The organism is Mycobacterium sp. TY814, from assembly GCF_030755175.1.
Classification (GTDB): domain Bacteria; phylum Actinomycetota; class Actinomycetes; order Mycobacteriales; family Mycobacteriaceae; genus Mycobacterium.
In genome coordinates, this window is the sequence record NZ_JAUFRY010000002.1 from 1,536,645 (window position 1) to 1,559,875 (window position 23,231).

The window sequence follows — 23,231 nt, forward strand, 5'->3', positions numbered from 1 at the left end:
AGCGCGATCCGATCATGACCGACCACGACCACGACCACGAGCACGAGCGCACCGTCAAACCGATGGTCGACGAGATCACCGATTTCGAGGTCCTCGAGATCGCGCTACGCGAATTGTGCATTGAGAAAGGGCTATTCACCGCAGAAGAGCACCGGGTCTTTACCGAGTACGCCGAGCAGATCGGCCCCACGCCCGCCGCCCGGCTGGTGGCCAAGGCATGGTTGGACCCCGCGTTCAAGGAACTGGCGGTGACCGACGCGGTCGCGGCCGCCAAAGAGGTCGGCGTCGACTGGCTGGACCCGACCGGTTTCGGCACCCCCAGTGACTTCGTGGCGTTCAAGATCCTCGAAGACACCCCCACCGTGCACCACGTCATCGTCTGCGCACTGTGTTCCTGCTACCCACGTCCGATCCTCGGCAACTCCCCCGAGTGGTACCGCACCCCCAACTACCGGCGGCGCATCGTGCGCTGGCCACGGCAGGTGCTCTCAGAGTTCGGACTTCAGTTGCCCGACGACATCGAGGTGCGGGTCGAGGACTCGAACCAGAAGCACCGGTTCATGGTGATGCCGATGCGCCCGGCCGGCACCGAGGGATGGACCGAAGACCAGCTCGCCGAGATCATCACCCGTGACTGCCTGATCGGGGTCGCACTCCCCAGGCCCGGGGTGACAACCAACGTGACTCCCCTGGTGCGCCCGGCCATCCGCCCCGTGGGAGCCTGACCCGTGGCAGACGAAATAAGCTCCGCTACAAAGGAATTCGCTGTACTTGACGAGATCGTGGAGAACCGGCAGACGTGGCCGGTCATGGCGGCCAAGTACGGGGTTGACAACCCGTTGCCACCCTGGAAGACCAGCCTGTACGGTCTGTGCGATGTGCTCGATCGCTCGTGCCAAGGCGACGGGAGCTCTGCTCTGACGTTCAAAGAACGCCGTGACGAGGAAGACGAGCTGTCGGCCCACCGCTACGCGGGTCTTCCATACCCGGAAAATCAACTGGTTGCCCTGGCCTTTTCGTTGCTGGCCCGCGGCATCATCAGCGAACACGAGCTGCGTCAGCGGCTCGACGCGGTCCGGACCCGGCTGGAGGCCTAAACCCGCCGACTGGGCATTCTGTCGCCGAACCGCTAGATTCGGCGGCGGCCAAGCGATGGCTTGTGAAAGTTCACGGACGCTGGCAACCACCCACGCATCGACCGCAGGAGTATCCGTGGACGCAATCGACCATCCGGTCACGACGCGCGAGGCCGCCCTGGCCCGGGTGCATGCCTACCGGAATCGGGCCCGCGCGCGGCCCGCAACGGTGCGTGCCCTGCTCGCGGTGCTCGGGAGCCTGTTGCTGGTGGCGTCTGTCCCGCTGATCGTGGTGCTGCCCGAGGCGGGTATTCCGGCGCTGCTCGTCGCGTTACGCCTGATGGCGGTCGAAGCGGACTGGGCCGCACGAGCGTACGCGTGGACCGACTGGCGCTTTGTGCAACTGCGCCACTGGTTTCAGCGTCAGTCGCGGCTCATTCGGTGGACAATCATGGCCGTTCTGCTGTTGGTCGCGGTGGCCCTGGTCTGGCTGGTGATCTACGAGTTGTGAGGTGATCGCGCAGCACTCCCCCGGCTCGGTCTGATTTCGGTGGCCAGCCGTTCTGGCTGCTGGCGGGCGCCGCGGTCCTTCGCCCGATTCACGTGATCTGATAAGCCGATGCACTCCGCCGACTATCTGCACGCGCTGCGGCGCGACGGCGATCGGATCGCCGCGGTGGCCGGGGCGGGGCTGCACCGCGGCGTGCCGAGCTGCACCGGATGGACTATCGCAGAATTGGTCTGGCATGTCGGCAACGTCCACACTTTTTGGCGGCAGGTCGCTGCCGGTGTCGTCGCCGAGCCGGAGAGTTACCGCGAACCCGCCCGACCAGACGAACAGTCCCTGGTGCACTGGTTTCGCGACGGTCTGCAGGAGACCGTCACCACGCTCAGCCGCATCCACCCCGAAGCCCCCGCATGGACCTGGGGGCATCGTCAGAATGTGGGTTTCGTCCAGCGTCGCCTCGCACATGAGACCGCTATCCACTGCTGGGATGCCGTCGGTGCGATGGGGCGGGACGAGGCGGTGGAACCGCGGCTGGCCGCCGACGGTGTCGCGGAGTTCCTCGAGGAGGTGCTGCCGGGGATGTCCCGCGATCTTGACGGCCCGGTCCAGTCGATCCGCCTGCAGTGCAATGACATTGATGGTGAATGGACCGTTCGCGCCGGCTCCGGCGCATGCCGGCTGGTGCCTGACGGTCACGTCGACGTCACCGTGCGCGCCACGGCGTCCGATTTGGTGTTACTGCTCTGGGGGCGACGCCCGCTGGAGCGGCTGCGCGTCGACGGAGACGCCGGGGCCCTGCGGCGTTTCCTGGCGCGCGGGGCGTTCTAGGACTCGCGAGGAGGTATTACTCGCCGGCCGCCGGCTCGTAGTCGCCGGTGTCCTGGTACGTCGCGCCGAAGTGAGGTACCTCCAGCGGGCCGTCCTTTTTGGCGGCGCTGACCGCGCTGGTCAACAGCGGTGCCAGCCCGGCGAACGAACCGACGTCGAACAGCAGCAGCGTCAGCAGCCGGTTGTGCACATAGCCGAACGAGCTGCCGGACTCCGGATCAGCCCAGCCGACCGTACCGCCCAGGCCGATGTGACCGTAACCCTCCAAAAAGCCTGGCACCGGTGATGATTGGTAGCCCTGGTGGTAGGTGAACGGCAGGCCCAGGTTCAGGTCCGGCCACAGCTCAGCCTTGCCCTTCATCCCGGCGACCGCCTCCGACGAGAGCAGCCGCGTGTCGTCGATGACACCGTCGTTGGCCAGCACCGCATAGGTCTTGGCCAGTGCGCGCGCGGTCACCACACCATTGACCGCCGGTAGTTCGCCGTCCAGGAACGGCATGTCGTCCTGCAGCATCCCCATGATGCCGGGAAAGTAAATCGAACCGAGCAGCCCGGAGAACGACAACCCGGCGACCTTGGGCGCGATGAAATCCAGCAGCGGCGTGGGAATCTTCGACTGCGGCAGCAGCGTCTGTGCCGCCTTGGTCGGTGAGTCGGCGGGCGGTCGGCCCAAATGCAGTCCGTCGGTGTTCAGCGGGCGGGCCAGCTCTTCGCGGAACAGCTGGCGCATCCCTTTGCCGGTGACCGCGCGGGCCAGCCCCGACAGCAGCCACCCGTAGGTGATGGCGTGGTAGGCCGTTTTGCCGTGGGAGTGGTCGACGGGTGCGGCTGCCAGCCGCTCCTCCATCTGCAGGTGGTCCATGATCGTGTGCTTGTCGACACCCTTGAGGTGGGACAGGCCGGAGCGATGCCGCAGCACGTCGCTGACCGTGATCTCGGACTTGCCGTTGGCCCCGAACTCCGGCCAGTACTCGGCGACCGGGACGTCGTAGTCCAGCAGTCCACGATCGACGAGTAGATGAATAATGGTGGCGGCCAAGCCTTTTGTCGCGGAGAACACCATGGCGCCGGTGTCTTCGGTCCAGGGCACCTTGCCCTTGCGATCGGAATAACCGGTCCACACGTCGACGACCGGTTTGCCCTCGATGTACACCGAAAGGCCGCCGCCCCCGAACATCTTGCCGGGGTAGAGGCCGGCGAACGCGCGGACGACATTCAGGAAGTGCGGATCGCATGCTCCCTGTACGCCGGATGGGAGGCCATTGTCGGTGGTGAGGACGGTCGGTTTCGCCATACCGTGCATGATTGCAGCCTCCGGGGCGCCCGGCGCACAGGATCGCCAATTTTCTCGTCGCGCGCCGCTACATCCAGATGCGGCCCAGTGCGTCCGCCAGGGCCGTCGGGTCCTGCTTGTCGACGTTGCAGCTGATCGCCACCGACGTCCGCCGGTCGCTGCTGACGCGGAACGCGGTGACGAACCCGGCCCACGCGCCGTCATGTTCGAGCATGCCGTTAGCCAGGGAGTAGATGCCGGCGCCGTAGCGGTCACCGCCGCCCGGCTCGGTCGGCACTGCTCCGGACAGCTGCGCGTCGAGCAGACTGGGCCCGCCCACCTTGCCGGTGCGGTAGTTGTCGGCCCACCGGACCAGTTGGCTCGGGGTGGTCTGAATACCCCCGTCGCCAACCTGCTCCCACCTGGAGTCGGCCGCCTGAAAGTCGCCCCCGCCCTCAGTCTCGGTGTAGGACAACGCTTTGCCGGGGATGCTCGCGGTCGGGTCCATCGCCATGGTCAGGCTCAGCGGTGTGAAGATCTCGGTACTGAGGTAGTCCGGAAGCGGCCTGGTGGACAGCCGGTGCACGATTTCACCCAGCAGCAGATAGTTGGAATTGGAGTACTCGAAGCGGGCGCCGGGCTTGAAGACCAGCTCCGGCGCTGCCGCCAGCGCCTGCAATGCCTGCGCCTCGGTGGTTCGGTCGGCGTAGCTGAAACCCTGTTCCTGCAGCAGGCCGACGTAGTCGGGGATTCCGCTGGTGTGGTGCATCAGCTGCGCGAGCGTGACATTCGCGGCCCACGGGGGCATTTCCGGCAGGTACTGGGCGAGCGAATCGTCCACGGTCAGCTTTCCGGCGGCGGCCAGCAGCAGGACGGCGGTCGCCGTGAATTGCTTTGATACCGAGGCAATGTCGAAAACCGTCTCCGCGGTGATCTTCGCCCCGTTGTTGATGTTCGCCAGTCCCGCCACCCCGGCCCAGGCCACCTTGCCATCGATGCCGACCGCCGCCGAGCAACCAGGCCCGTCGGCCTTGACGGCGGTGTCCAGCACGGCCTGACTGCTGCCCGCTTTGACAGTCGACGTCGTGCTGGTGGCGGCGGTGGCCGGGGTGCGCGCGGGGTGGGTGGCCGTGCATGCGCCGAGGGCCAGTGCCGACAGCAACGGCAGAGTCAACGACCAGAAAATCGTTTGCACGCCGCGGGTTGCGCTTGTTAGGAAGACAGCCATGGACGGGAGCAACGACATCTCAGCGTGAGCTTCGGCTCGCATTCCTTCGTCACATTCCTTTCGCACCTGCCGTTGCCCATGTGAGGACCCGCCCGTGTCTATTTCCTGTTCGAATCTGTCGTTTGGGTGGCCGGACGGCACCCGCGTTTTCGAGGAGCTGTCATTCGTCTTCGATGCCGGCCGCACCGGTCTCGTCGCACCCAACGGTGCCGGAAAGACTACGCTGCTCGAGCTGCTCGCCGGCCGCTATCAACCTGACAGGGGCAGCGTGTCGGTGCAGGGAGTCGTCGGCTATCTGTCCCAGCAGCTGCCCTTCACCCCGGAATTCACGGTGGCCGACGTCCTCGGTGTCGCGCCCGCGTTGGCGGCGCTCGAGGCGCTGGCCGGTGGAGACGTCCGTGACGAAGTCTTCGCCGCCGTCGGTGACGACTGGGATATCGCCGATCGCGTTACCGCTAAGCTGGATCGCCTCGGGCTGGGCCACCTCGCGCTGGACCGGCGGCTGGACACCGTTTCGGGTGGGGAGATCGTGACCCTGGGCGTGGCGGCCCAGCTGTTGCGGCGGCCCGATGTGCTGCTGCTGGATGAACCCACCAACAATCTCGACAGTGACAGTCGTCGTCGTCTTTATCAGGTGCTCGACGACTACAGCGGTTGCCTCGTGGTGGCCAGCCACGACCGGCTGTTGCTCGACCGGATGGACCACATCGCCGAAGTTATTTCAGACGAAATCCGTTGCTATGGAGGCAATTACACGTTCTACCAACAAGCCGTTCAGCACGAGCGCGATGTTGCCGAACAGCGACTGCGCAGCGCCGAACTCGACCTTGCGCGCCAGCGGAGGGACCGGCAGAAAGCGCGTGAACGCGCCGCACGACGCACCGGCAATGCGGTGCGCAACCGGCAGCGGCTGGGCTTGCCCAAAGCACTCCTGGACAAGCGTGAGAGCAGTGCTCAGGAGTCTGCCGGGAAGTCGGATCGGCTGCATGCCGCTCGTGTCGAGGCAGCGGGCGCCCGCGCCCACGAGGCCGGCCGCGCCCTGCGCGAACCTCCGCGGATCGTGGTCGATCTTCCGGACACCCTCGTGCCCGCCGGTCGGAGCGTCTTCACCGGAACCGGCATCCAGGTGCGGCGGGACGGCGTGCCGCTGTTCGCCGGTCACGGCATCGACCTGAGCATCCGGGGTCCCGAACGCATCGCTCTGACGGGACCCAACGGCGCGGGCAAGTCCACCCTGCTGCGCGCGATCGGCGGACGGATTCACGCTGAAGGCGCGCGGCGCCTCCATGTCCCTGTTGCGTATTTGTCGCAACGCCTCGACATTCTGGACCAGGAACTTTCCGTCGCCGGCAACTTCGCCGAGTTCGCGCCGAGTATGCCGCAGGCCGACCGGATGACGCGGCTGGCGCGCTTCCTTTTTCCTGGACAGCGTGCCCATCAACCGGTGTCGACCCTGTCGGGCGGCGAACGGCTGCGGGCCACACTGGCCTGCCTCCTCAGCGCAGAGCCGGCACCTCAGCTGCTGCTGTTGGACGAGCCCACCAACAACCTGGACCTAACCAGTGTTGCCCAGCTCCGCAGCGCGTTGACCGCCTATCGGGGCGCCTTCGTCGTCGTCAGTCATGATCACCGGTTCCTCGACGAGCTGAACCTCGACCGCCGGCTCCGACTCTGCGGTGGCCGGCTAACTGTCGGAGCGCAGCAGCCGTCCGACGAGTGACCGGTTCGGGTCGGCTTCACGCTCGGCCAGCATCAACTCGATGCCGTGTTCGACCGCTGCCGCGGTGCGCTCACGCACCTTGCGTGCGGCGTTGTCGTTGGCTTCCTGGCCGCTGAATTCGGTGGTGTCGATCGGCTCACCGAACCAGTAGTACTGGCGCTCCGGACGCGGCACCGGGGTCAACCCGACTCCGCGGACCAACGGCGGACCGTCGGGTGTGCCAAGCACTTTCTCTGCGAAAAACTGCACCGGCGCCATCAATTTGGACTCGTTGTCCAAGACGATGTCGATGCCGTGTTCGGCACCCACCGAGGCGAACGGGATGATCGGATAACCGAACTGAATTGCCAAGCGCGCGAAGCCGAGCCGGTTTTTCCATACCAGTTTGTACTGCTCGTTCTTGCGTTTGTTGACCTCGCGGCCGCCGCCGGGAAACACCATCACCAGGTCGCCGCGGCGCATGAGCTCGGACGCGTTCTCCCGGGTGCCGTCGACGACGCCCATGCGGATCAGCGCATCGCCCCAGCCGGGAACCTTGAAGTGCGCATGATCGCCCAGCGAACGGACCATCCTGCCCCGCTCCCACAACTCGGCGGCCAGCAACGGCGCGTCCACCATGCCGAGCGTGTTGTGGTTGCCCACCAGCAGGGCGCGCTCGGTGGGGACGTTGTCTATGCCGTAGACCTTGGGTTTGATCAACCTTCGCAGCGGCTTGATCAGGTTCAGCGCGGCTGCGACATCAGCCTTGGTGGGGGTGGGTGGGACGGATACGGTGTCGGCGTCTGGCACACGGAGAGTATGCGCCCGCCCGCGCCGAAGCGGAATCGTTTTCGCCCGTCAGATCGGGTGGCTATATCGCGGCCCGGTAGGGTACCCGGCAGCACAGTCTCGGGCAGTCGTCACGGTGGGAGTCAGCATGTCGGGTCGCAAGTTCACTTTCGAGGTCAACAAGACCACCAGCGCGCCTCCCGCGACGGTGTTCCGCTTGGTCGCCGACGGCGGCAACTGGTCGTCCTGGGCGAAGCCGATCGTCGTCTCCTCGAGTTGGGTGCGCCAGGGGAACCCCGCTCCCGGCGGCGTGGGGGCGATTCGCAAGTTGGGCATGTTCCCGGTGTTCGTACAGGAGGAAACCGTCGAGTACGAGCAGGACCGTCGACACGTCTACAAGCTGGTCGGCTCGCCGCAGCCCGCCGACGATTACCGCGGCGAGGTGGTGCTCACTCCCACGGCTTCGGGAGGCACCGACATCCGCTGGAGCGGCTCGTTCAACGAGAAAGTCCGCGGCACCGGCCCGGCGGTCCGCGCGGCGATGGGCGGTGCGGTCAAGTTCTTCGCCGGCAAGCTGGTGAAGGCGGCCGAACAGGAGTCCGGAGCTGCCCGGTAGCGCTGTCGCGCAACGCGTTTCGTTACTGCTGCGCCCCGAGTTCGTCCTGGTACTTCTTGGTCATGTGCTCGATCGCCTGCAACTGCGTCGCAGCCAGATCGTCGCGCATTTGGCCGGCGCGCGTCGCGGCATCCAGCGTCGGCTGCGCCTGGCCCTGAAAATGCGGTATGACCTCGGCGGCGAACAGCTCGGCGGATCGTCTGGTCGCCGCCGGGTTGGCCCACTCGTGACCCATCTGCAGCATGCAGCCGAAACCGCCTGATTGATCCCACAACCGTTGCACCTGCTCGCGGGCGCGCTCGGGTGTGCCGATGACTCCGGCGCCGTTCTCGTTGATCATGTCGATCATCTCGTCGAGCCGGTCCCCCGGCATCGTCATCTGCGGGAATGCGGCGACCTTCTGGAAATAACGGAACCACGGCTCGATGCCGAATTTCACGTCGGCGCGGGCCTGCTCGTCGGTCTCGGCGATGTGCATGGGGCCGACCAGGCTCCAATTGCTGCGGTCGACGCGCGTCCCGAACGCCTTGGCCCGTTCCTCGACGATGCCCCAGTGGTAGGCCAGCGCGTCGAAACCTTCGATCGTCAGCGTCGCGCCGATGGAGAGCAGGCCGATTCCGTGCTTGCCGGCCAGCCGCGCACCGGTGGGAGACGCGACGGCCGCCACGGCGAGCGGGATGCCTCCGTCGGAATACGGTGCGAGCTGCAGTTTGGCGTCGAAGAGTTGGTGGGTGGCGGTCTTGGCGGAGACGGTCTCCCCCGCCAGCAAGCGGACGACGATGTCGAGGTTGGTTTCCAGCAACTCACGGGTGTCGGTGGGGGTCAGCCCGATCATGGACGAGTCGGTGGGCAACGAACCCGGGCCCATCCCGCCGATGATGCGACCGTGTGTGAGGTGGTCGAGCAGCATCAACCGGTCGGCTACCCACAGCGGGTTGTGATACGACAGCGAGATAACGCCGGTGCCGAACCGGATCCGCTTGGCACGCTGGGCCGCGGCTCCGATGAACACCTCTGGCGAGCTGATGATTTCGCTGCCGGCCGAGTGATGCTCACCGATCCATGCCTCGTCGAAACCGAGGGCGTCGAGGTGCTCGACGAACTCGAGGTCACGCTGCAGGGCGAGCGTCGGATTGGTGCCGGCGCGGTGGAAAGGGGCGATGAAATATCCGAACCTGAGCTTCGCCATGGTGGCTCCCTTGTTGTCGGCGCTGCCCGAACTTTACGCCCGACGACGATGCGCGCCGGGACGGCGGGGTGAGGAGTTGGGCCGGTGTGTGGGGCCCGACGACGATGCGCGCCGGGACGGCGGGGTGAGGAGTCGGGCCGGTGTGTGGGGCCCGACGACGATGCGCGCCGGGACGGCGGGGTGAGGACGACGATGCGCGCCGGAATGACAAACGAGGACCGGGTTGCCCCGGTCCTCGTTTGGATTTTCAGTTAGCGATGGTCAGTCGATCACGGAATGCTGCCGCAGATGTTGCCGACGCAGCCGCCGCCGCCGCCGGGTCCGCCGCTGCCACCGCCGACGCCCGGAATGCTGCCGCCGCCGCCACCGGGTCCGCCACCGCCGGTGGGTCCGCCCGGAATGCTGCCGCTGCCGCCTCCGGGTCCGCCACCACCAGTGGGTCCGCCCGGGATGCTGCCGCCGCCGCCGTTCGGACCGCCGGTGCCCGTCGGCCCGCCGGGCGCGCCGCCGGGTTGGGTCTCGGAGGGTGCCGCACCGCTGGACGGTGCGGTGCTGGACATTGTCGTCGTCGTCGGCGTCGTCGACGACGACGGGGTGGTGCTGCTGCTCGGGCCCTTGTTATCTCCGCCGCCACAGGCGACGGCCATGACGAGCATGGCTCCACCGCCGAACACCGCAAAGGCAGTTCTAGCTCCAGTTCTCATCAGCTATACCAATCTCCACTCTCGTCTTGCAGGGATGCTTGGGCGGCATACCCCGTAATTTGGGCAAGGAAACTGCTGACGACGGCATCTTTGCAGCCCGTAGGAATCGAGGAGCCGAACGCTGCGCCAGCAGGGCCCCTTGCTGGCGGCAGGTGTCTCGAATCAGGTTGGCGTTCAACAACATCAGGGCAAGTCAGCTCGTCTGCCGATTCTGGCGCTTGATCAACCCCGCTGCCGGCCTGGTCCGGTGGGTGATGCGGTGTGCCGCGGTGGAGCGGCGGGCCACGGTGTCCCAGGCCCGCCGCGGGATGCAAAAACATTGGACGTGAACAGCTTTCTAGAACATGAAGCACCCAGACGAAGACAAAAAGGCCGATTTTCCATAATTTGGACATTTGCGAGATGTAGTAGTTGGTTGTGCAGATTGTGTTTGGCCGATTTCAAGATCATTCTGCGACGCGACGCTCCCGCTCCGCTGGGCGGCTGAATTCCCTTGTTGCACTGCATGCTCCGTGCCATCTCGCGCGGTCTCGGCTTTGACAAAGCGGCTGGAACTTCCGCTCCGTCATTGCGATGTAAAGTTATTTTTCACAGCTACCTATAAAATATCACGTTTCGATAACATTTAGATCGCGTTTAGATAAATCCCCCCGTTTGAACCCCAGATCACCGCGTAGCTTGGCCGCTACGAACACCAGCTTGTCGACGTCCGTGGGTGGGGGGTCTCACCGGTCGTCAGGGGCTGTCACGGCGTAGATGCCACCTTAGAGAGGTAAGGCGATGAGCTTCCTTGTGCTGCCCCCCGAGATCAACTCTGCCCTGATACACGCCGGGGCGGGATCCCAGCCGATGCTGGCCGCGGCGGCAGCATGGGACGGGCTGGCCGGTGAACTGGCGACGGCCGCGGCGTCATTTCAATCCGTGACGTCCGGCCTCGTCGGCGGGGCGTGGCAGGGTGCGGCGTCCATGGCGATGGCGGCGGTCGCGGGTCCCTACGCTGCGTGGCTTTCCGCGGCGGCTGACCAGGCGACCCGCGCCGCCACGCAGGCCGGCGCGCTGGTTACCGAGTTCGAAGCGGTCCGCTCAGCGATGGTGCTGCCAGACTTGGTCTCCGCCAACCGTAATGAGATTGTCGCACTGGTGATTTCGAACCTCTTCGGCCAGAACGCCCCCGCTATCGCGGCCGTGGAGGGCATCTATGAGGAGATGTGGGCCCTGGATGTGTCAGCGATGGCTGCCTACCATGCCGGGGCTTCGGCGGTAGCCGCCGGACTGACGCCGCTCCTTCAACCGCTGCAGAGTCTGGCGAGCCTGCCCGCCCAACTGGCAGCCGCGCCCAACGCGATCGCGGCCGTCGTCAGCGCCGCTGCCGCCGCGCCGACCGTGACGAGCAACATCAACCTGGGCCTTGCGAACAGCGGCATGGGCAACGTCGGCAATGGCAACTTCGGCAACTTCAGTCTCGGCAGCGGGAACCTGGGTAGCTACAACCTGGGCGGCGGCAACCTGGGCAGCTACAACCTCGGCTTCGGCAACCTGGGTAGCAACAATTTCGGCTTCGGCAACCTGGGCAGCAACAATTTCGGCTTCGGCAACATCGGTGCCGGCCTGACGGCCGCGGTCGGAAACGTGGGCTTCGGCAATACCGGCAGCAACAACTTCGGCTTCGGGAACACCGGCAGTGGAAACATCGGCTTCGGTAACACGGGCAACGGGAACATCGGCTTTGGGCTGAACGGCAATAATCTGCAGGGAATCGGCGGCCTGAACTCGGGCACGGGCAACATCGGGTTGTTCAACTCGGGCACCGGCAACATCGGCATCGGGAACTCGGGCACCGGAAACTTCGGCCTGTTCAACTCCGGAAACAGCTACAACACCGGTATCGGCAACGCCGGCGAGGCCAACACCGGTTTGTTCAACACCGGCATCGCCAACTCGGGCATCGCGAACATCGGTAACTACAACACGGGCAACTTCAACCTGGGCAGTTTGAATACGGGGAACTGGAACACGGGCAACTCCAACACCGGCGGATTCAACCCCGGCAATCTGAACACCGGCTGGGGCAACATCGGCAACGTCAACACCGGGGCGCTCAATACGGGGAGCTACAACAACGGGTTCTTCTGGCGGGGTGACTTCCAGGGCCTGGCCGGCTACTCGGGCAGGCTGATCATCCCGGCGATCGGCTTGAATCTCGATGGGCTCGGGGACCTCGGTCCAATAACCCTGCCGCCGATCGCGGTTCCTGAGATCGGGTTGGGCATCAACAGCAACGGCGCGCTGGTTGGCCCAATTACGTTGCCGCCTATCACAGTTCCTGAGATCGGTCTGGGCATCAACAGTAATGGCGCTCTGGCCGGCCCAATCTCCATCCCGCCGATCACCATTCCCACGATCGGGCTGGGCATCAACAGTTCCAACGCGTTGGTCGGTCCGATCACCATCCCGCCCATCACTGTTCCCACGATCGGTTTGGGCATCAACAGCAACGGTGCGCTCGTCGGTCCAATCACCGTTCCGCCCATCACCATTCCCACGATTGGGCTCGGCATCAACAGCAGCGGCGCACTGGTCGGTCCAATCACCATCCCGCCGGTCACTCTCAACCAGATCGAGCTCAAGCTGTCGAGCGCCCCACTGTTGAACATCCCGATCACCTTCCCGGCATCACCGTTGGCGCTTGGATTGTTGGGCGTCAACCCGACCGTGGGGACCGTAGGCCCCGGCACGGTCACGCTCGACGTGGGCAAGATAACGGTGGGCGGTGGGATAGGCGGTTTCAGCACCCCGACGATCACGCTTCCGGGCATTCCGTTGTCTGTCAACGTCGGGGGCGGCATCGGGCCGGTAAGCACCCCCACCATTTCGATCCCCGGAATCCCGCTGAGCGTGAACGTCGGTGGGGGCATAGGACCGTTCACTCTGTTCCCCAACCAATACTCGATTCCGGAAATCCCGTTGAGTGTCAATGTGGGCGGCGGCCTCGGCCCGGTCACGCTTTTTCCGAATGGATACAACCTTCCGCCGATCCCGTTGGGTATCAACGTAGGTGGCGGCCTGGGCCCCTTGACTGTCTTCCCGAACGGCTACACGCTGCCCGCGATACCGCTGGGTATCAACGTAGGAGGCGGGCTGGGCCCAATCACGATATTCCCGAACGGTTTCAGTCTTCCCCCCATCCCCCTGGGCCTTCAGGTGGCCGGCAGTGTGGGCCCGATCGAAATCCCGATCAACATCGGCGGCCCGGGTTTCGGCAACACGACAGCCACGCCGTCGTCGGGATTCTTCAACAGTGGCGCCGGCGGGACGTCGGGTATCGGCAACTTCGGGTCCGGCAGTTCCGGCTTTTGGAATGTTGCGCAAAGTCTCGGGAACTCCGGCTCATTCAACGTCGGGCCGCTCACCTCGGGGATGTCGAACTTCGGCAACACGGTCTCGGGGCTGTTCAACACCAGCACGGCGGGCATGGCGACCGCGGCTTTCAACTCCGGCATCGCCAACACGGGTGATCATCTCGCCGGCTTGTTGCGCAATGCCGCAGGGGGAACCACGTTCAACCTCGGCTTTGCAAACGATGGCACTCTGAACACCGGCGCCGCTAACGTGGGCATCTCCAACTTGGGCCTTGGCAACGTCGGCAGTGTCAACATCGGTGGTGGCAACGTCGGGGCTGGGAGTTTCGGCTTCGGAAACCTCGGCGACAACAACTTCGGGTTCGGCAACCTCGGCAACGGCAATGTCGGGTTCGGCAACACGGGCCCCGGGTTGACCGCCGGAATGCAGAACTTCGGTTTCGGCAACATCGGTAACGGCAACATCGGCTTCGGCAACACGGGTAACGGGAACATCGGGATCGGACTGACGGGCAACAACCAGATCGGGATCGGTGGTCTGAACTCAGGGATCGGCAACATCGGTTTCGGCAACTCGGGCAACGGCAACGTCGGGTTCTTCAACTCCGGCACCGGAAACTTCGGCATCGGAAACTCCGGCAGCTACAACACCGGCCTGGGCAATGCAGGCAATGCCAACACCGGTTTCTTCAACGTCGGCAGCGTGAACAGCGGTATTGCCAACGTAGGCAGTCACAACACCGGCAACTTCAACGCCGGCAGCGTGAATACGGGCGATTTCAACCCGGGCGACCTCAACACCGGCCTGTTGAACCCGGGCAACATCAACACCGGCTTGTTGAACAACGGCGACGTCAACACCGGTGCGTTGATTACCGGCAACTTCAGCAATGGCATGTTCTGGCGCGGTGACTACCAGGGACTCGCCGGCGTCTCGGGCACCATCACGCTTCCCGCTATCCCATTGAGCGTCGAGGTGGCCGGCGCTGTGGGACCGATCACGGTGCCCGACATCACGATTCCGGCGATTCCGCTGAATTTGGTCGCTGCCGGCGGACTGGGGCCGATCACCGTTCCGAACATCGATATTCCGGGGATTCCGCTGAATTTGTTGGCGGCCGGCGGCCTCGGTCCTGTCACCGTGCCCGACATCAGCGTTCCGGGCATACCACTCAATCTGATCGCTGCCGGAGGTATCGGGCCGATCACCGTGCCCAATGTCAATATTCCGGGAATACCGCTGAGCCTGCTCGCGGCTGGTGGCATCGGTCCCGTCACGGTGCCTGATATCACCATTCCGTCGATTCCGGTGGCGCTGGAGGCCAGCGGCGGAATCGGTAATGTCACCGTGCCCAACATCACCATTCCTGGCATCCCCGTGACGGTCGGCGTGACGATACCGATCGGCATTTTCATCGGCCAGATTCCGTTGAATGTCGGGGGTGTCATCACGGGTTACATCGGCCCGATCCCGCTGAGCACATTCACCGTGGGACCGGTGCTGACCGGTGGCACCGAGCCATTCAGCATCAACGGCTTCAGTATCGAAAAATTTGGCCTGGACCTGCCGCTGAAGGGCGCGACCAACCCGTTCACCATTGCCGGGTTCAGTCTTCCGGCGTTCGGACTGAACCTTCCGCTGAGCGGAACGACCAATCCCATCACCATCACCGGCTTCAGCCTTCAGCAAATCGGTCTCAACGTTCCGCTGAGCGGGACGACGAACCCATTCACTATCGGTGGGGTCAACATTCCTGAGATCGGACTCAGCATTCCGTTGAACGGATCCACCGACCCCTTCACCATTGGTGGCATCAATATTCCGCGAATTGGCCTCGACATCCCGTTGAGCGGCAGCACCAACGCCGTCACCATCCCTGGTTTCAGCATTGGCCTCGCTCCGCTGAATGTCGCGCTGAACGGAGGGCTGGGGCCGATCAATATTCCCATCAACTTCGGCGGGCCAGGCGTAGGAAACACCACGTCCGTGCCATCGTCGGGCTTCTTCAACAGTGGGCTGGGCGGGGCATCGGGCTTCGGCAACGTCGGATCTGCGGTGTCGGGATTCTGGAACCAGGTACCCGATACATTGTTGGGCGCGGTTTCGGGCTCCTTCAACGTCGGCGAGTTCGTATCCGGAATGTCGAACTGGGGCAACGCCGTGTCGGGCTACGCCAACACCAGCTCGGTTGGCCTGATGACGGCAGCCCTCGACTCCGGCTTCAGGAATATCGGCCAGAAGCTCTCCGGGTTTTTCACCACCGGGACAGGGCCTTAAGCCGCCAGCTTCGTGATCGCCGGATTGCGGTAAGAAGCTACCGGTGGCGATCGCCCATCTGGCGCGGCGCGCCCGCGGCAAAGTACATGGGCTGCACGGGATTTCGTCAGCGCTGCTTAGTGGCAGACAGCCGGGCTTGGCGTCCCTAGTGACGTCGGCCCAGGGTTCTGCTTACCGCCGGGCCGGGTTCTCTCAACAACGGAAGTCACGTCCTGCTGACAAGCGACTGGAGTCGTCGATGGCAGGGAAATTCACAACCGCCGCGCCGATGGGTTGTCTGAACTAGAGCGCTTTCAACATTCCCGCCGACGCCGAGGTACCACCTCGGCCGGCGAATGTGTAGCTGGACTCTCCAAGCCGTGCGGTCGCCCACCCTGCCTGAGGATCGGCAGGGGGACAACGCATTGGGGGACAACGCATTGGGGGACAACGCATCACAGCCGGTTCGGCTACCCCTTGGAACCTGCGGTGCCGGCGCTGCCGGTAGACCCGATCGCGCCAGCGCTGCCGTCACTACCGTTGGTGCCGTAGGGCCAGGCGATGCTGTTGTAGGCCGCGCCGCCCTTACCGGCAGTACCGCCGCCACCGCCGAATCCACCGCTACCGCCAGCGCCGCCGTCACCGCCGATACCGCTGCCGATCAAGCTCCCGTTGGGTCCTAGGCCGGCGGCGCCGCCACTGCCTCCGGTGCCTCCGGTGCCTCCGGTGCCGCCAGTGCCGCCGTTACCCCCGTTACCTCCGTTGCCGCCAATCGCGATGGTGTTGCCGGTGCCGCCGTCGCCACCAGTGCCGCCAACCGCTCCGGTGCCGCCGGACCCACCGGCGCCACCGACGCCGCCGTTGCCACCGAGCGCGTTGCCGCCGCCGTATCCGGCATTGCCACCGGCGCCGCCGGCGCCGCCCAGACCTCCGGTGCCGCCAGTGACTCCTTGACCGCCGTTGCCGCCCGTACCGCCGGTAGCGCCGTAGCTGGGATCTCCCGAGTTGGTACCGAAGAACGAGAGCCCGGCCATGCCACCGGTGCCGCCCTTGCCTCCGCCGAAGCCGCCGTTGCCGCCGTTGCCGCCGTTGCCGGGATACGTCGCGCTGACCGGAATCCCCACGCCGCCGAGCGCATCTCCGCCGGTGCCGCCGTTGCCGCCGTTGCCGCCGTATCCGCCGGTGCCGCCGTTACCGCCGACGCCGCCGGCTGCGTAATTACCTATCGAGACTTGGGAACCGGTTCCTCCCATGCCGCCGTTGCCGCCATTGCCCCCGCTTGGCCCGCCGTTTCCGCCGTTACCGCCCGCCCCGCCGTTGGCGTTTCCGTATCCAGCCGTGAGGACATTGCCTCCGCCCTTACCGCCGGTGCCGCCGGTCTGTCCTGGGGCGGTGGCGTCGGCGCCGTTGCTGCCGACCATCCCGACATTGCCTTTGCCGATGAGGACGTCGGGTGGTTGAGTGCCGTTGGCAGCCGATCCGTTCTGCGGGTTCGCTGGGGTTGGGTTGACACCGGCCGACCCGAGGCCGCCTGCGCCCCCGGCGCCACCGTTGCCGCCGCCTCCGGCATTGCCTTGGATGCCCGCAGAAGCCCCGACGCCGCCGGCGGCGCCGCCGGCACCGCCGTTCCCGCCGTTTCCGCCGGCGCCACCCTTTCCGCCGGAACCTGCGTCCGCGGCACCGGAGGCACCGCTGCCGCCGCTCCCTCCGCTGCCTGCATTCCCGCCGTTGCCGCCATTGCCGGCGCCAGCGCCGCCGACGACCGCCGGCGCCCCGCCTACGCCACCGGCACCGCCATTTCCGCCGGTGCCTCCTGCGGTGCCCGCAGCACCCGGGGTGCTGCCGGAAGTGCCTGCGGCACCGAAGCCTCCGTTCCCCCCGCGGCCCCCATTTCCGCTGACGCCCACCGGGTTTCCGCTCGAGGCCGGCGCGCCCGCCTTGCCGCCTGTGCCGCCGGTACCGCCGGTGCCGCCATTGATGGAACCTGATACCCCGGCGCCGCCGGATCCACCGTTTCCACCGTTTCCGCCGTTCCCGGTGACGCCCACGGAGCCGGCCTTCGCGCCGAGTGCGAGAGCCGTGCCCGCCGCACCGGCCTGGCCGCCGGTCCCGCCCGTTCCGCCGGACCCGCCGATGGCACCGGCACCGCTGGTTCCACCGGTGCCGCCGGTTCCTCCGACGCCACCAGCACCGCCGTTGCCGCCATTGCCGGAAATCGCGCCGCCGGCACCTCCCTTGCCGCCGGCGCCGCCGTTACCACCATCCCCGCCGGTGCCGCCGTTCTGGCCGACGAGGGTCGCGTCACCGCCCTTACCGCCAGTCGCACCGGCCCCGCCGGCTCCGCCGTTTCCGCCGCTACCGACCGGTCCGGCGTCGCCACCGTCACCGCCGCTACCTCCGGCGCCGCCGGGTGTGGTCGCCGCGGCGCCGGTGCCGCCGGTGCCGCCGTTGCCGCCGACGCCCATGCCGCCAGATTTGCCATTCGCTCCGGCGGTGCTGCCGGCACCGCCAGTACCACCGCTGCCACCGTTACCCGGAGTCCCGCCTTGGCCACCTTTACCGCCGGTGCCTGAGCCCCCGCCATCAAAGGTGCCTGTGCCGCCGGCCCCGCCGGTGCCTGCGGACCCGCCGAAACCACCGTTGCCGGCGGCACCGCCGGCGCCCGCGGTACCCGTTCCGCTGGCGCCAGTGCCGGGAGTGCCGCCAGTGCCGCCGTTACCGCCGGACCCGCCCTGACCACCGTTGCCGCCGTCGCCGCCCGCCAGGCCCAGGCCGCCGTCAGCGCCGTTGGCGCCGGCCCCGCCAACGCCACCGATACCGCCTGACCCGCCGGACCCGCCGTTTCCGCCGAATCCGGACAGCGTTCCGCCGGCACCACCCTTACCGCCGGCACCGCCGGTACCACCGCTACCGCCCGTGCCGCCATCCTGACCGGCGATGGTCGCGTCCGCGCCCTTGGCGCCGAATGTGCCGGCACCGCCGGTTCCGCCGGAACCGCCGTTGCCGACCGGTCCTGCATCACCGCCGTCACCACCGGTTCCGCCGACGCCGCCGGGCGTGGTTGCCGCCGCGCCGGTGCCACCCGTGCCACCGTTGCCGCCCACGCCCATCCCGCCGGACTTCCCATCCGCACCGGCCACACCGCCGCTGTTTCCGCTACCGCCGATACCGCCGGCGCCACCGGAGCCAGGTGTCCCGCCCTGCCCGCCCTTGCCGCCGGCGCCAGAGCCGCCGCCCGCGAATGTGCCGGTCCCGCCGGCACCACCGCTGCCTGCGGTACCACCGAAGCCACCGTTGCCGGCGGCTCCGCCCGCTCCGCCTTTACCTGTGCCGCCGGCGCCGGTGCCCGGAGCGCCGCCGACGCCGCCGTTACCGCCCGTGCCGCCCTGCCCACCGTTGCTGCCTGCTCCGCCGGCCAGGCCCTCACCGCCGTCAGCCCCATTGATGCCGGCTCCGCCGGCGCCGCCCGCGCCGCCCACACCGCCGGCCCCGCCGGCGCCGCCGACACCGGCGATACTGCCGCCCGCACCGCCCTTGCCGCCTGCGCCGCCGACGCCGCCACCGCTGCCCGTACCACCGTTTTGGCCGGTGACGGTCGCGTCGGTGCCCTTCTGGCCGGCGCCGCCGGCGCCGCCGGTCCCGCCTGTCCCACCGTTGCCGACTGGTCCGGCGTCGCCGCCGTTACCTCCACTGCCGCCGTTGCCACCCGCCGTGGTCGCCGCAGCGCCAGTGCCGCCGGTGCCGCCGTTGCCGCCTGTGCCCTGGGCGCCGACTTGACCATTCTTGCCACTGCCGCCGCCGGTGCCGCCGTTGCTGCCACCCAGGCCGCCGGCACCACCGGCGCCGACCGTCCCGCCCTTGCCGCCGTCGCCACCGGTTCCGGTGCCGCCGTTAGCGAAGGTGCCGGTCCCGCCGGTGCCGCCGTCACCGGCGGCGCCGCCGAACCCGCCGTTGCCCCCGGCTCCGCCAGCGCCATTTGTACCGCTGCCGAAGGCGCCGGTTCCGGCGGTCCCGCCAGCGCCGCCGGCGCCCCCCTTACCGCCCAGGCCTCCGTTGCCGCCTGTTCCTCCATTGAGTCCCAGGCCGCCGTCGCTACCGTTGGCGCCGTTACCTCCGAAACCGCCGAGGCCACCTTTCCCGCCAGCCCCACCGCTACCACCGAAGCCGGCGATGTTGCCACCGTTACCACCGGCGCCACCGGCTCCACCGGTTCCGCCGCTGCTGCCAGCGGTCCCGTTATCACCGGGGTTGCTCGCGTTAGTGCCTTGCGCACCCACAAATCCGTTGCCGCCGGCGCCGCCCTGGCCGCCGTTGCCGACCGACCCGCCATTTCCGCCCTTGCCGCCAGCGCCGCCGGCCCCACCGGCGGTGGTCGCGGAGGCCCCGGTACCGCCGAGGCCGCCATTGCCGCCGGCGGCCGGGGTGCTGCCCGCCGCGCCGTTGGCGCCGGACTGGGCTCCGGTGCCGCCGGCGCCGCCGAGTCCGGCGAGTCCGCCCGCCCCGGGGTTACCACCGTTGCCACCGTCACCGCCGTTGCCGGCCACGCCGCCGACCACAACGCCGTTGCCGCCGGCGCCACCGTCACCCGGTGCTCCACCCTGACCGCCGTTGCCACCGGCTCCGCCCTGGCCGCTGACGCCCTTGCCGAGGGCAGTGCCGCCGACGCCGCCGGCGCCGCCTTTGCCGCCGGCACCGCCGCTGCCGCCGTCGCCGCCTGTCAGGCCCGCCCCGCCAGCGGCTCCTGCGATGCCGGCGCTTCCGGCGGCGCCGTTTCCACCAGCGCCGCCGGTACCACCGTTGCCCGAGATCGACCCGCCGGCCCCACCGGCACCGCCGGCGCCGCCGGCGCCGCCGGCGTTGCCGTTTGTCCCGGCGCCGGCCACCGGCGCACCGGCGAGGCCGTTGCCGCCGGCTCCACCGGCGCCACCATTGCCGACCGATCCCCCGTTACCGCCCTTGCCGCCGTTGCCGCCTGCGGCGCCGGCCACGACCGCGTCGGCGCCTGCGCCGCCTGCACCGCCGTTACCGCCGAGAGTTGGAGTGCCTCCGGTCTTGCCGTTAACGCCTGCCGTGACGCCGCTACCGCCGGCCCCGCCGGTTCCGCCGGCACCGGCGTTGCCGCCGTTGCCCCCATCGCCGCCCGGATTGGCGACACCGCCGACGACCAGGCCCTTGCCGCCGGCCCCGCCGTCTCCGGCCACACCACCAGCACCGCCGTCACCGCCTGCCCCGCCAACGCCCGCGCCGAGCGCGACGCCGCCGGCCCCGCCGGCCCCGCCCTTTCCGCCGCTCCCGCCGGTTCCGCCGGCCAGGCCCGGGGCGGCTGCCGCGCCGGCGCTACCGCTCGCACCCGTGCCGCCGGCACCGCCCGCGCCGCCGTTGCCCGACGTTGTTCCGCCGTTACCACCGGCACCGCCGGCCCCACCCGCGCCGCCCGCATTGCCGTTCGCGCCAGGCGCGCTGGCGGCAGCCCCGGCCATGCCGTTGCCACCGTCGCCGCCTTTGCCGCCGTTGCCGAACGCGCCCGCGTCACCACCGCGCCCGCCGGCACCGCCATCGCCGCCGGCCGCGCCGGCGTCACCGCCCCGACCGCCCTCGCCGCCATTGCCGTTGGGAGTGGTGGCGTTCGCTCCGCCGCCGCCGGCGCCGCCGTTACCGCCGCCAGGCGTGATACCGGACGCGCCGTTGCTGCCTGCGTTGGCGCCGGCGCCTCCGCCCAGGCCGCCGACTCCGCCGGTGCCTGGGGTACCGCCCTTGCCACCGGCGCCGCCCTGACCGGCGACACCGCCGACGACCACGCCCTTGCCGCCGACCCCCCCGGAACCGGCCACGCCGCCGTCCCCGCCGGACCCGCCTGCCCCGCCGTGACCCGCGGGGCTGAACAACGCCCCGCCAGCGCCGGGCGCACCGCCGGTTCCGCCGGCCCCGCCAGCACCGCCGTTGCCGCCGGCTCCACCTGTCAGGCCAGGGTCTCCAAGGGCGCCATGGCCGCCCGACCCGCCGATGCCACCGATGCCGCCGGCACCCCCGTCACCACCGGTGCCGAAGAGCAGTCCGCCTCGTCCGCCGATTCCGCCGTTACCGGCGGCACCTCCGGCGGTACCGCTGGTGCCGTTCTGCCCCCCGGTGATGCCGTCGGTGCCGTTGGTTCCGTGAAGTCCGCTGCCGCCCGCGCCACCGGCCCCGCCGCCTCCGGTAATCCAGCCCGCGTCGCCACCGGCTCCACCCGATCCGCTCTGGGTGCCTCCGGCGCCACCGGCACCGCCCGCGCCGCCGTTGCCGAACAGAAGGCCGCCGCTGCCGCCAGGACCTCCGGTGCCTCCGGTGCCGGAGGTCGACAGGCCACCGGCACCGCCCACGCCGCCCGTACCGAACAGCGACGCGGTACCGCCGCCACCACCGGCGCCACCGATGCCTGAGGCCGAGAAGCCGCCTGCCCCACCGGCTCCGGCGGCGCCGAAGAGTTGGGCCGATCCGCCCGCCCCGCCGGAGCCGCCGATGCCGGTAGTTGACGATCCGCCGGCGCCGCCCGCCCCGCCCGAGCCGATCAATCCCGATACGCCGCCGCTACCGCCTGCCCCACCGTTGGCGCCGTTCAGTCCGGTCACGCCGGAGCCGCCGGCGCCACCGTTACCCCAGAGAATCCCGCCTGCGCCGCCACTCTGGCCGGTGCCCGGTGCGCCGTTGGCACCGTCGCCGATGAGTGGACGTCCGAGCAGGGCCAGGGTGGGCGCGTTGACGATGTTCAGCGTCTGCTGCATTAGCGTTGTGCTCAGAGCTTCTGCGCTGGAATACGAAGATGCGGTTGTCTGTAATGTGCGAACAAATTGATCATGAAAAGCAGCAGCTTCGGCGGCGAGATTTTGGTAGTTGGCGGCGTGCTCGCCAAACAGCGCGGCGATACGCGTCGAGACCTCGTCCGCGGCGGCCGACATCACTTCAGTAGTGGGCAGCGCCGCAGCGAAATTGGCTGCGCTGATTGCGGATCCGATGCTACCGACGTCCGATGCGACCGCCGATAGGGTGCTCGTTGCTGCAATCACGTACGACATGGCGTCAGATCCCACTTTCCCGCAAGTAGCCCGATCCGCCGATGCTATTCGTCAGGTTTGCGAATGGTCGGATTTCTCTCGTTCGTTATCTAAACGTTATTGACGGCACAGGTAGTGTCGATGAGCTTTACATACGGTCATTAAACGAAAGATGTGTATCTATTTGTCAGCGCGCTGGGCAGTGTGTTGCTGAGTCGGTTCGCGGACCTCGTATGTCCTGCCGGAGCCGACCTTTTCAGAGCCGGTGCGGCCCGTTGCGGGAGTCGGCTTCTGAACATGGGTCTCGGGCGTCGGCAGTGCCGACGCCTTGGACTTGCCGGCAGTTGTCGGAGCGTTCTTCCCTGGCCGCCCGTCGTCGGCAGCCGGGTCGCCTGAGGGCGGGTAGAGATTTTCGCGCGTTCTTCCGCCGCCGCGGCTGCTCCACTGTAGGCTCCCCAACCGGGGTGGGGATCGGTCCGTGTCTGCCGTGTCGTGTTGTTCGGACAGCCTTCGGTTTTGCGAGCTGGGCATGACCTATTTGCGCCGAATGTGCGTCTATTTCGTGCGTGCTGCGGACGCATTTGACTTTTTATGCCATTTCCCTGTCCAGGCAACCAGGCGTGGTCCCGTGTGCGAATCATGTTGACTCCTCATGGGTCTGGGCGGTGAGCTTG

13 protein-coding genes are annotated in these 23,231 nt (G+C 67.8%); 7 read left to right on the forward strand and 6 right to left on the reverse strand.

The genetic code is table 11. The annotated features are described in order from the left end of the window. The first annotated feature begins 14 nt into the window (after positions 1-14). The 4 genes from scnC (at position 15) to QXH22_RS20540 (ending at position 2,412) form a co-directional block, all read left to right on the forward strand. On the forward strand, positions 15-725 hold the full coding sequence (gene scnC / locus QXH22_RS20525) for a thiocyanate hydrolase subunit gamma (RefSeq protein ID WP_306276795.1): 711 nt from the start codon (positions 15-17) through the stop codon (positions 723-725). Between the two features lie 84 nt (positions 726-809). Continuing rightward, a complete protein-coding gene (locus QXH22_RS20530; protein ID WP_306276942.1) occupies positions 810-1,097 on the forward strand; it encodes a thiocyanate hydrolase in 288 nt (95 codons plus the stop codon). A gap of 115 nt (positions 1,098-1,212) precedes the next feature. Beyond that, entirely contained in the window at positions 1,213-1,587 is a 375-nt protein-coding gene (locus tag QXH22_RS20535) for a hypothetical protein (protein ID WP_306276796.1), read from the forward strand. A 108-nt stretch (positions 1,588-1,695) separates the two neighbouring features. Next, positions 1,696-2,412 (forward strand): maleylpyruvate isomerase family mycothiol-dependent enzyme, encoded by a 717-nt coding sequence (locus tag QXH22_RS20540; protein WP_306276797.1) that lies wholly within the window; start codon positions 1,696-1,698, stop codon positions 2,410-2,412. A gap of 16 nt (positions 2,413-2,428) precedes the next feature. Here QXH22_RS20540 and QXH22_RS20545 read toward each other — a convergent pair whose 3' ends face one another. Then, a complete protein-coding gene (locus QXH22_RS20545; protein ID WP_306240349.1) occupies positions 2,429-3,706 on the reverse strand; it encodes a serine hydrolase domain-containing protein in 1,278 nt (425 codons plus the stop codon). Positions 3,707-3,773: 67 nt separating this feature from the next. Continuing rightward, positions 3,774-4,859 carry a serine hydrolase domain-containing protein gene (locus QXH22_RS20550; protein WP_371934270.1) on the reverse strand — a complete coding sequence of 362 codons (1,086 nt, stop codon included), beginning with the start codon at positions 4,857-4,859 and terminating at the stop codon, positions 3,774-3,776. 148 nt (positions 4,860-5,007) lie between these two features. On the opposite strand from QXH22_RS20550, the gene QXH22_RS20555 reads away from it, so the two are divergent. Beyond that, complete coding sequence (locus QXH22_RS20555) at positions 5,008-6,633, forward strand: ABC-F family ATP-binding cassette domain-containing protein (RefSeq protein WP_306240351.1); 1,626 nt, start codon at positions 5,008-5,010, stop codon at positions 6,631-6,633. Here QXH22_RS20555 and QXH22_RS20560 read toward each other — a convergent pair. Then, positions 6,598-7,422, reverse strand: a complete 825-nt coding sequence (locus QXH22_RS20560) for a lysophospholipid acyltransferase family protein (RefSeq protein ID WP_306240353.1) — start codon at positions 7,420-7,422, stop codon at positions 6,598-6,600. The two genes, QXH22_RS20555 and QXH22_RS20560, sit on opposite strands and share 36 nt — an antisense overlap. Before the next feature lie 127 nt (positions 7,423-7,549). Here QXH22_RS20560 and QXH22_RS20565 point away from each other — a divergent pair, with 127 nt between their 5' ends. Then, on the forward strand, positions 7,550-8,017 hold the full coding sequence (locus QXH22_RS20565; protein WP_306240355.1) for an SRPBCC family protein: 468 nt from the start codon (positions 7,550-7,552) through the stop codon (positions 8,015-8,017). 22 nt (positions 8,018-8,039) lie between these two features. On the opposite strand, the gene QXH22_RS20570 is transcribed toward QXH22_RS20565, so the two are convergent. Then, on the reverse strand, positions 8,040-9,206 hold the full coding sequence (locus QXH22_RS20570) for an LLM class flavin-dependent oxidoreductase (RefSeq protein WP_306276798.1): 1,167 nt from the start codon (positions 9,204-9,206) through the stop codon (positions 8,040-8,042). A gap of 269 nt (positions 9,207-9,475) precedes the next feature. Continuing rightward, a complete protein-coding gene (locus QXH22_RS20575; protein ID WP_306276799.1) occupies positions 9,476-9,910 on the reverse strand; it encodes a hypothetical protein in 435 nt (144 codons plus the stop codon). 780 nt (positions 9,911-10,690) lie between these two features. Here QXH22_RS20575 and QXH22_RS20580 point away from each other — a divergent pair. Continuing rightward, positions 10,691-15,547 carry a PPE family protein gene (locus QXH22_RS20580; protein WP_306276800.1) on the forward strand — a complete coding sequence of 1,619 codons (4,857 nt, stop codon included), beginning with the start codon at positions 10,691-10,693 and terminating at the stop codon, positions 15,545-15,547. Between the two features lie 449 nt (positions 15,548-15,996). Here QXH22_RS20580 and QXH22_RS20585 read toward each other — a convergent pair whose 3' ends face one another. Next, positions 15,997-22,578 (reverse strand): PE family protein, encoded by a 6,582-nt coding sequence (locus tag QXH22_RS20585; protein WP_306276801.1) that lies wholly within the window; start codon positions 22,576-22,578, stop codon positions 15,997-15,999. Between the last annotated feature and the right edge of the window lie 653 nt (positions 22,579-23,231).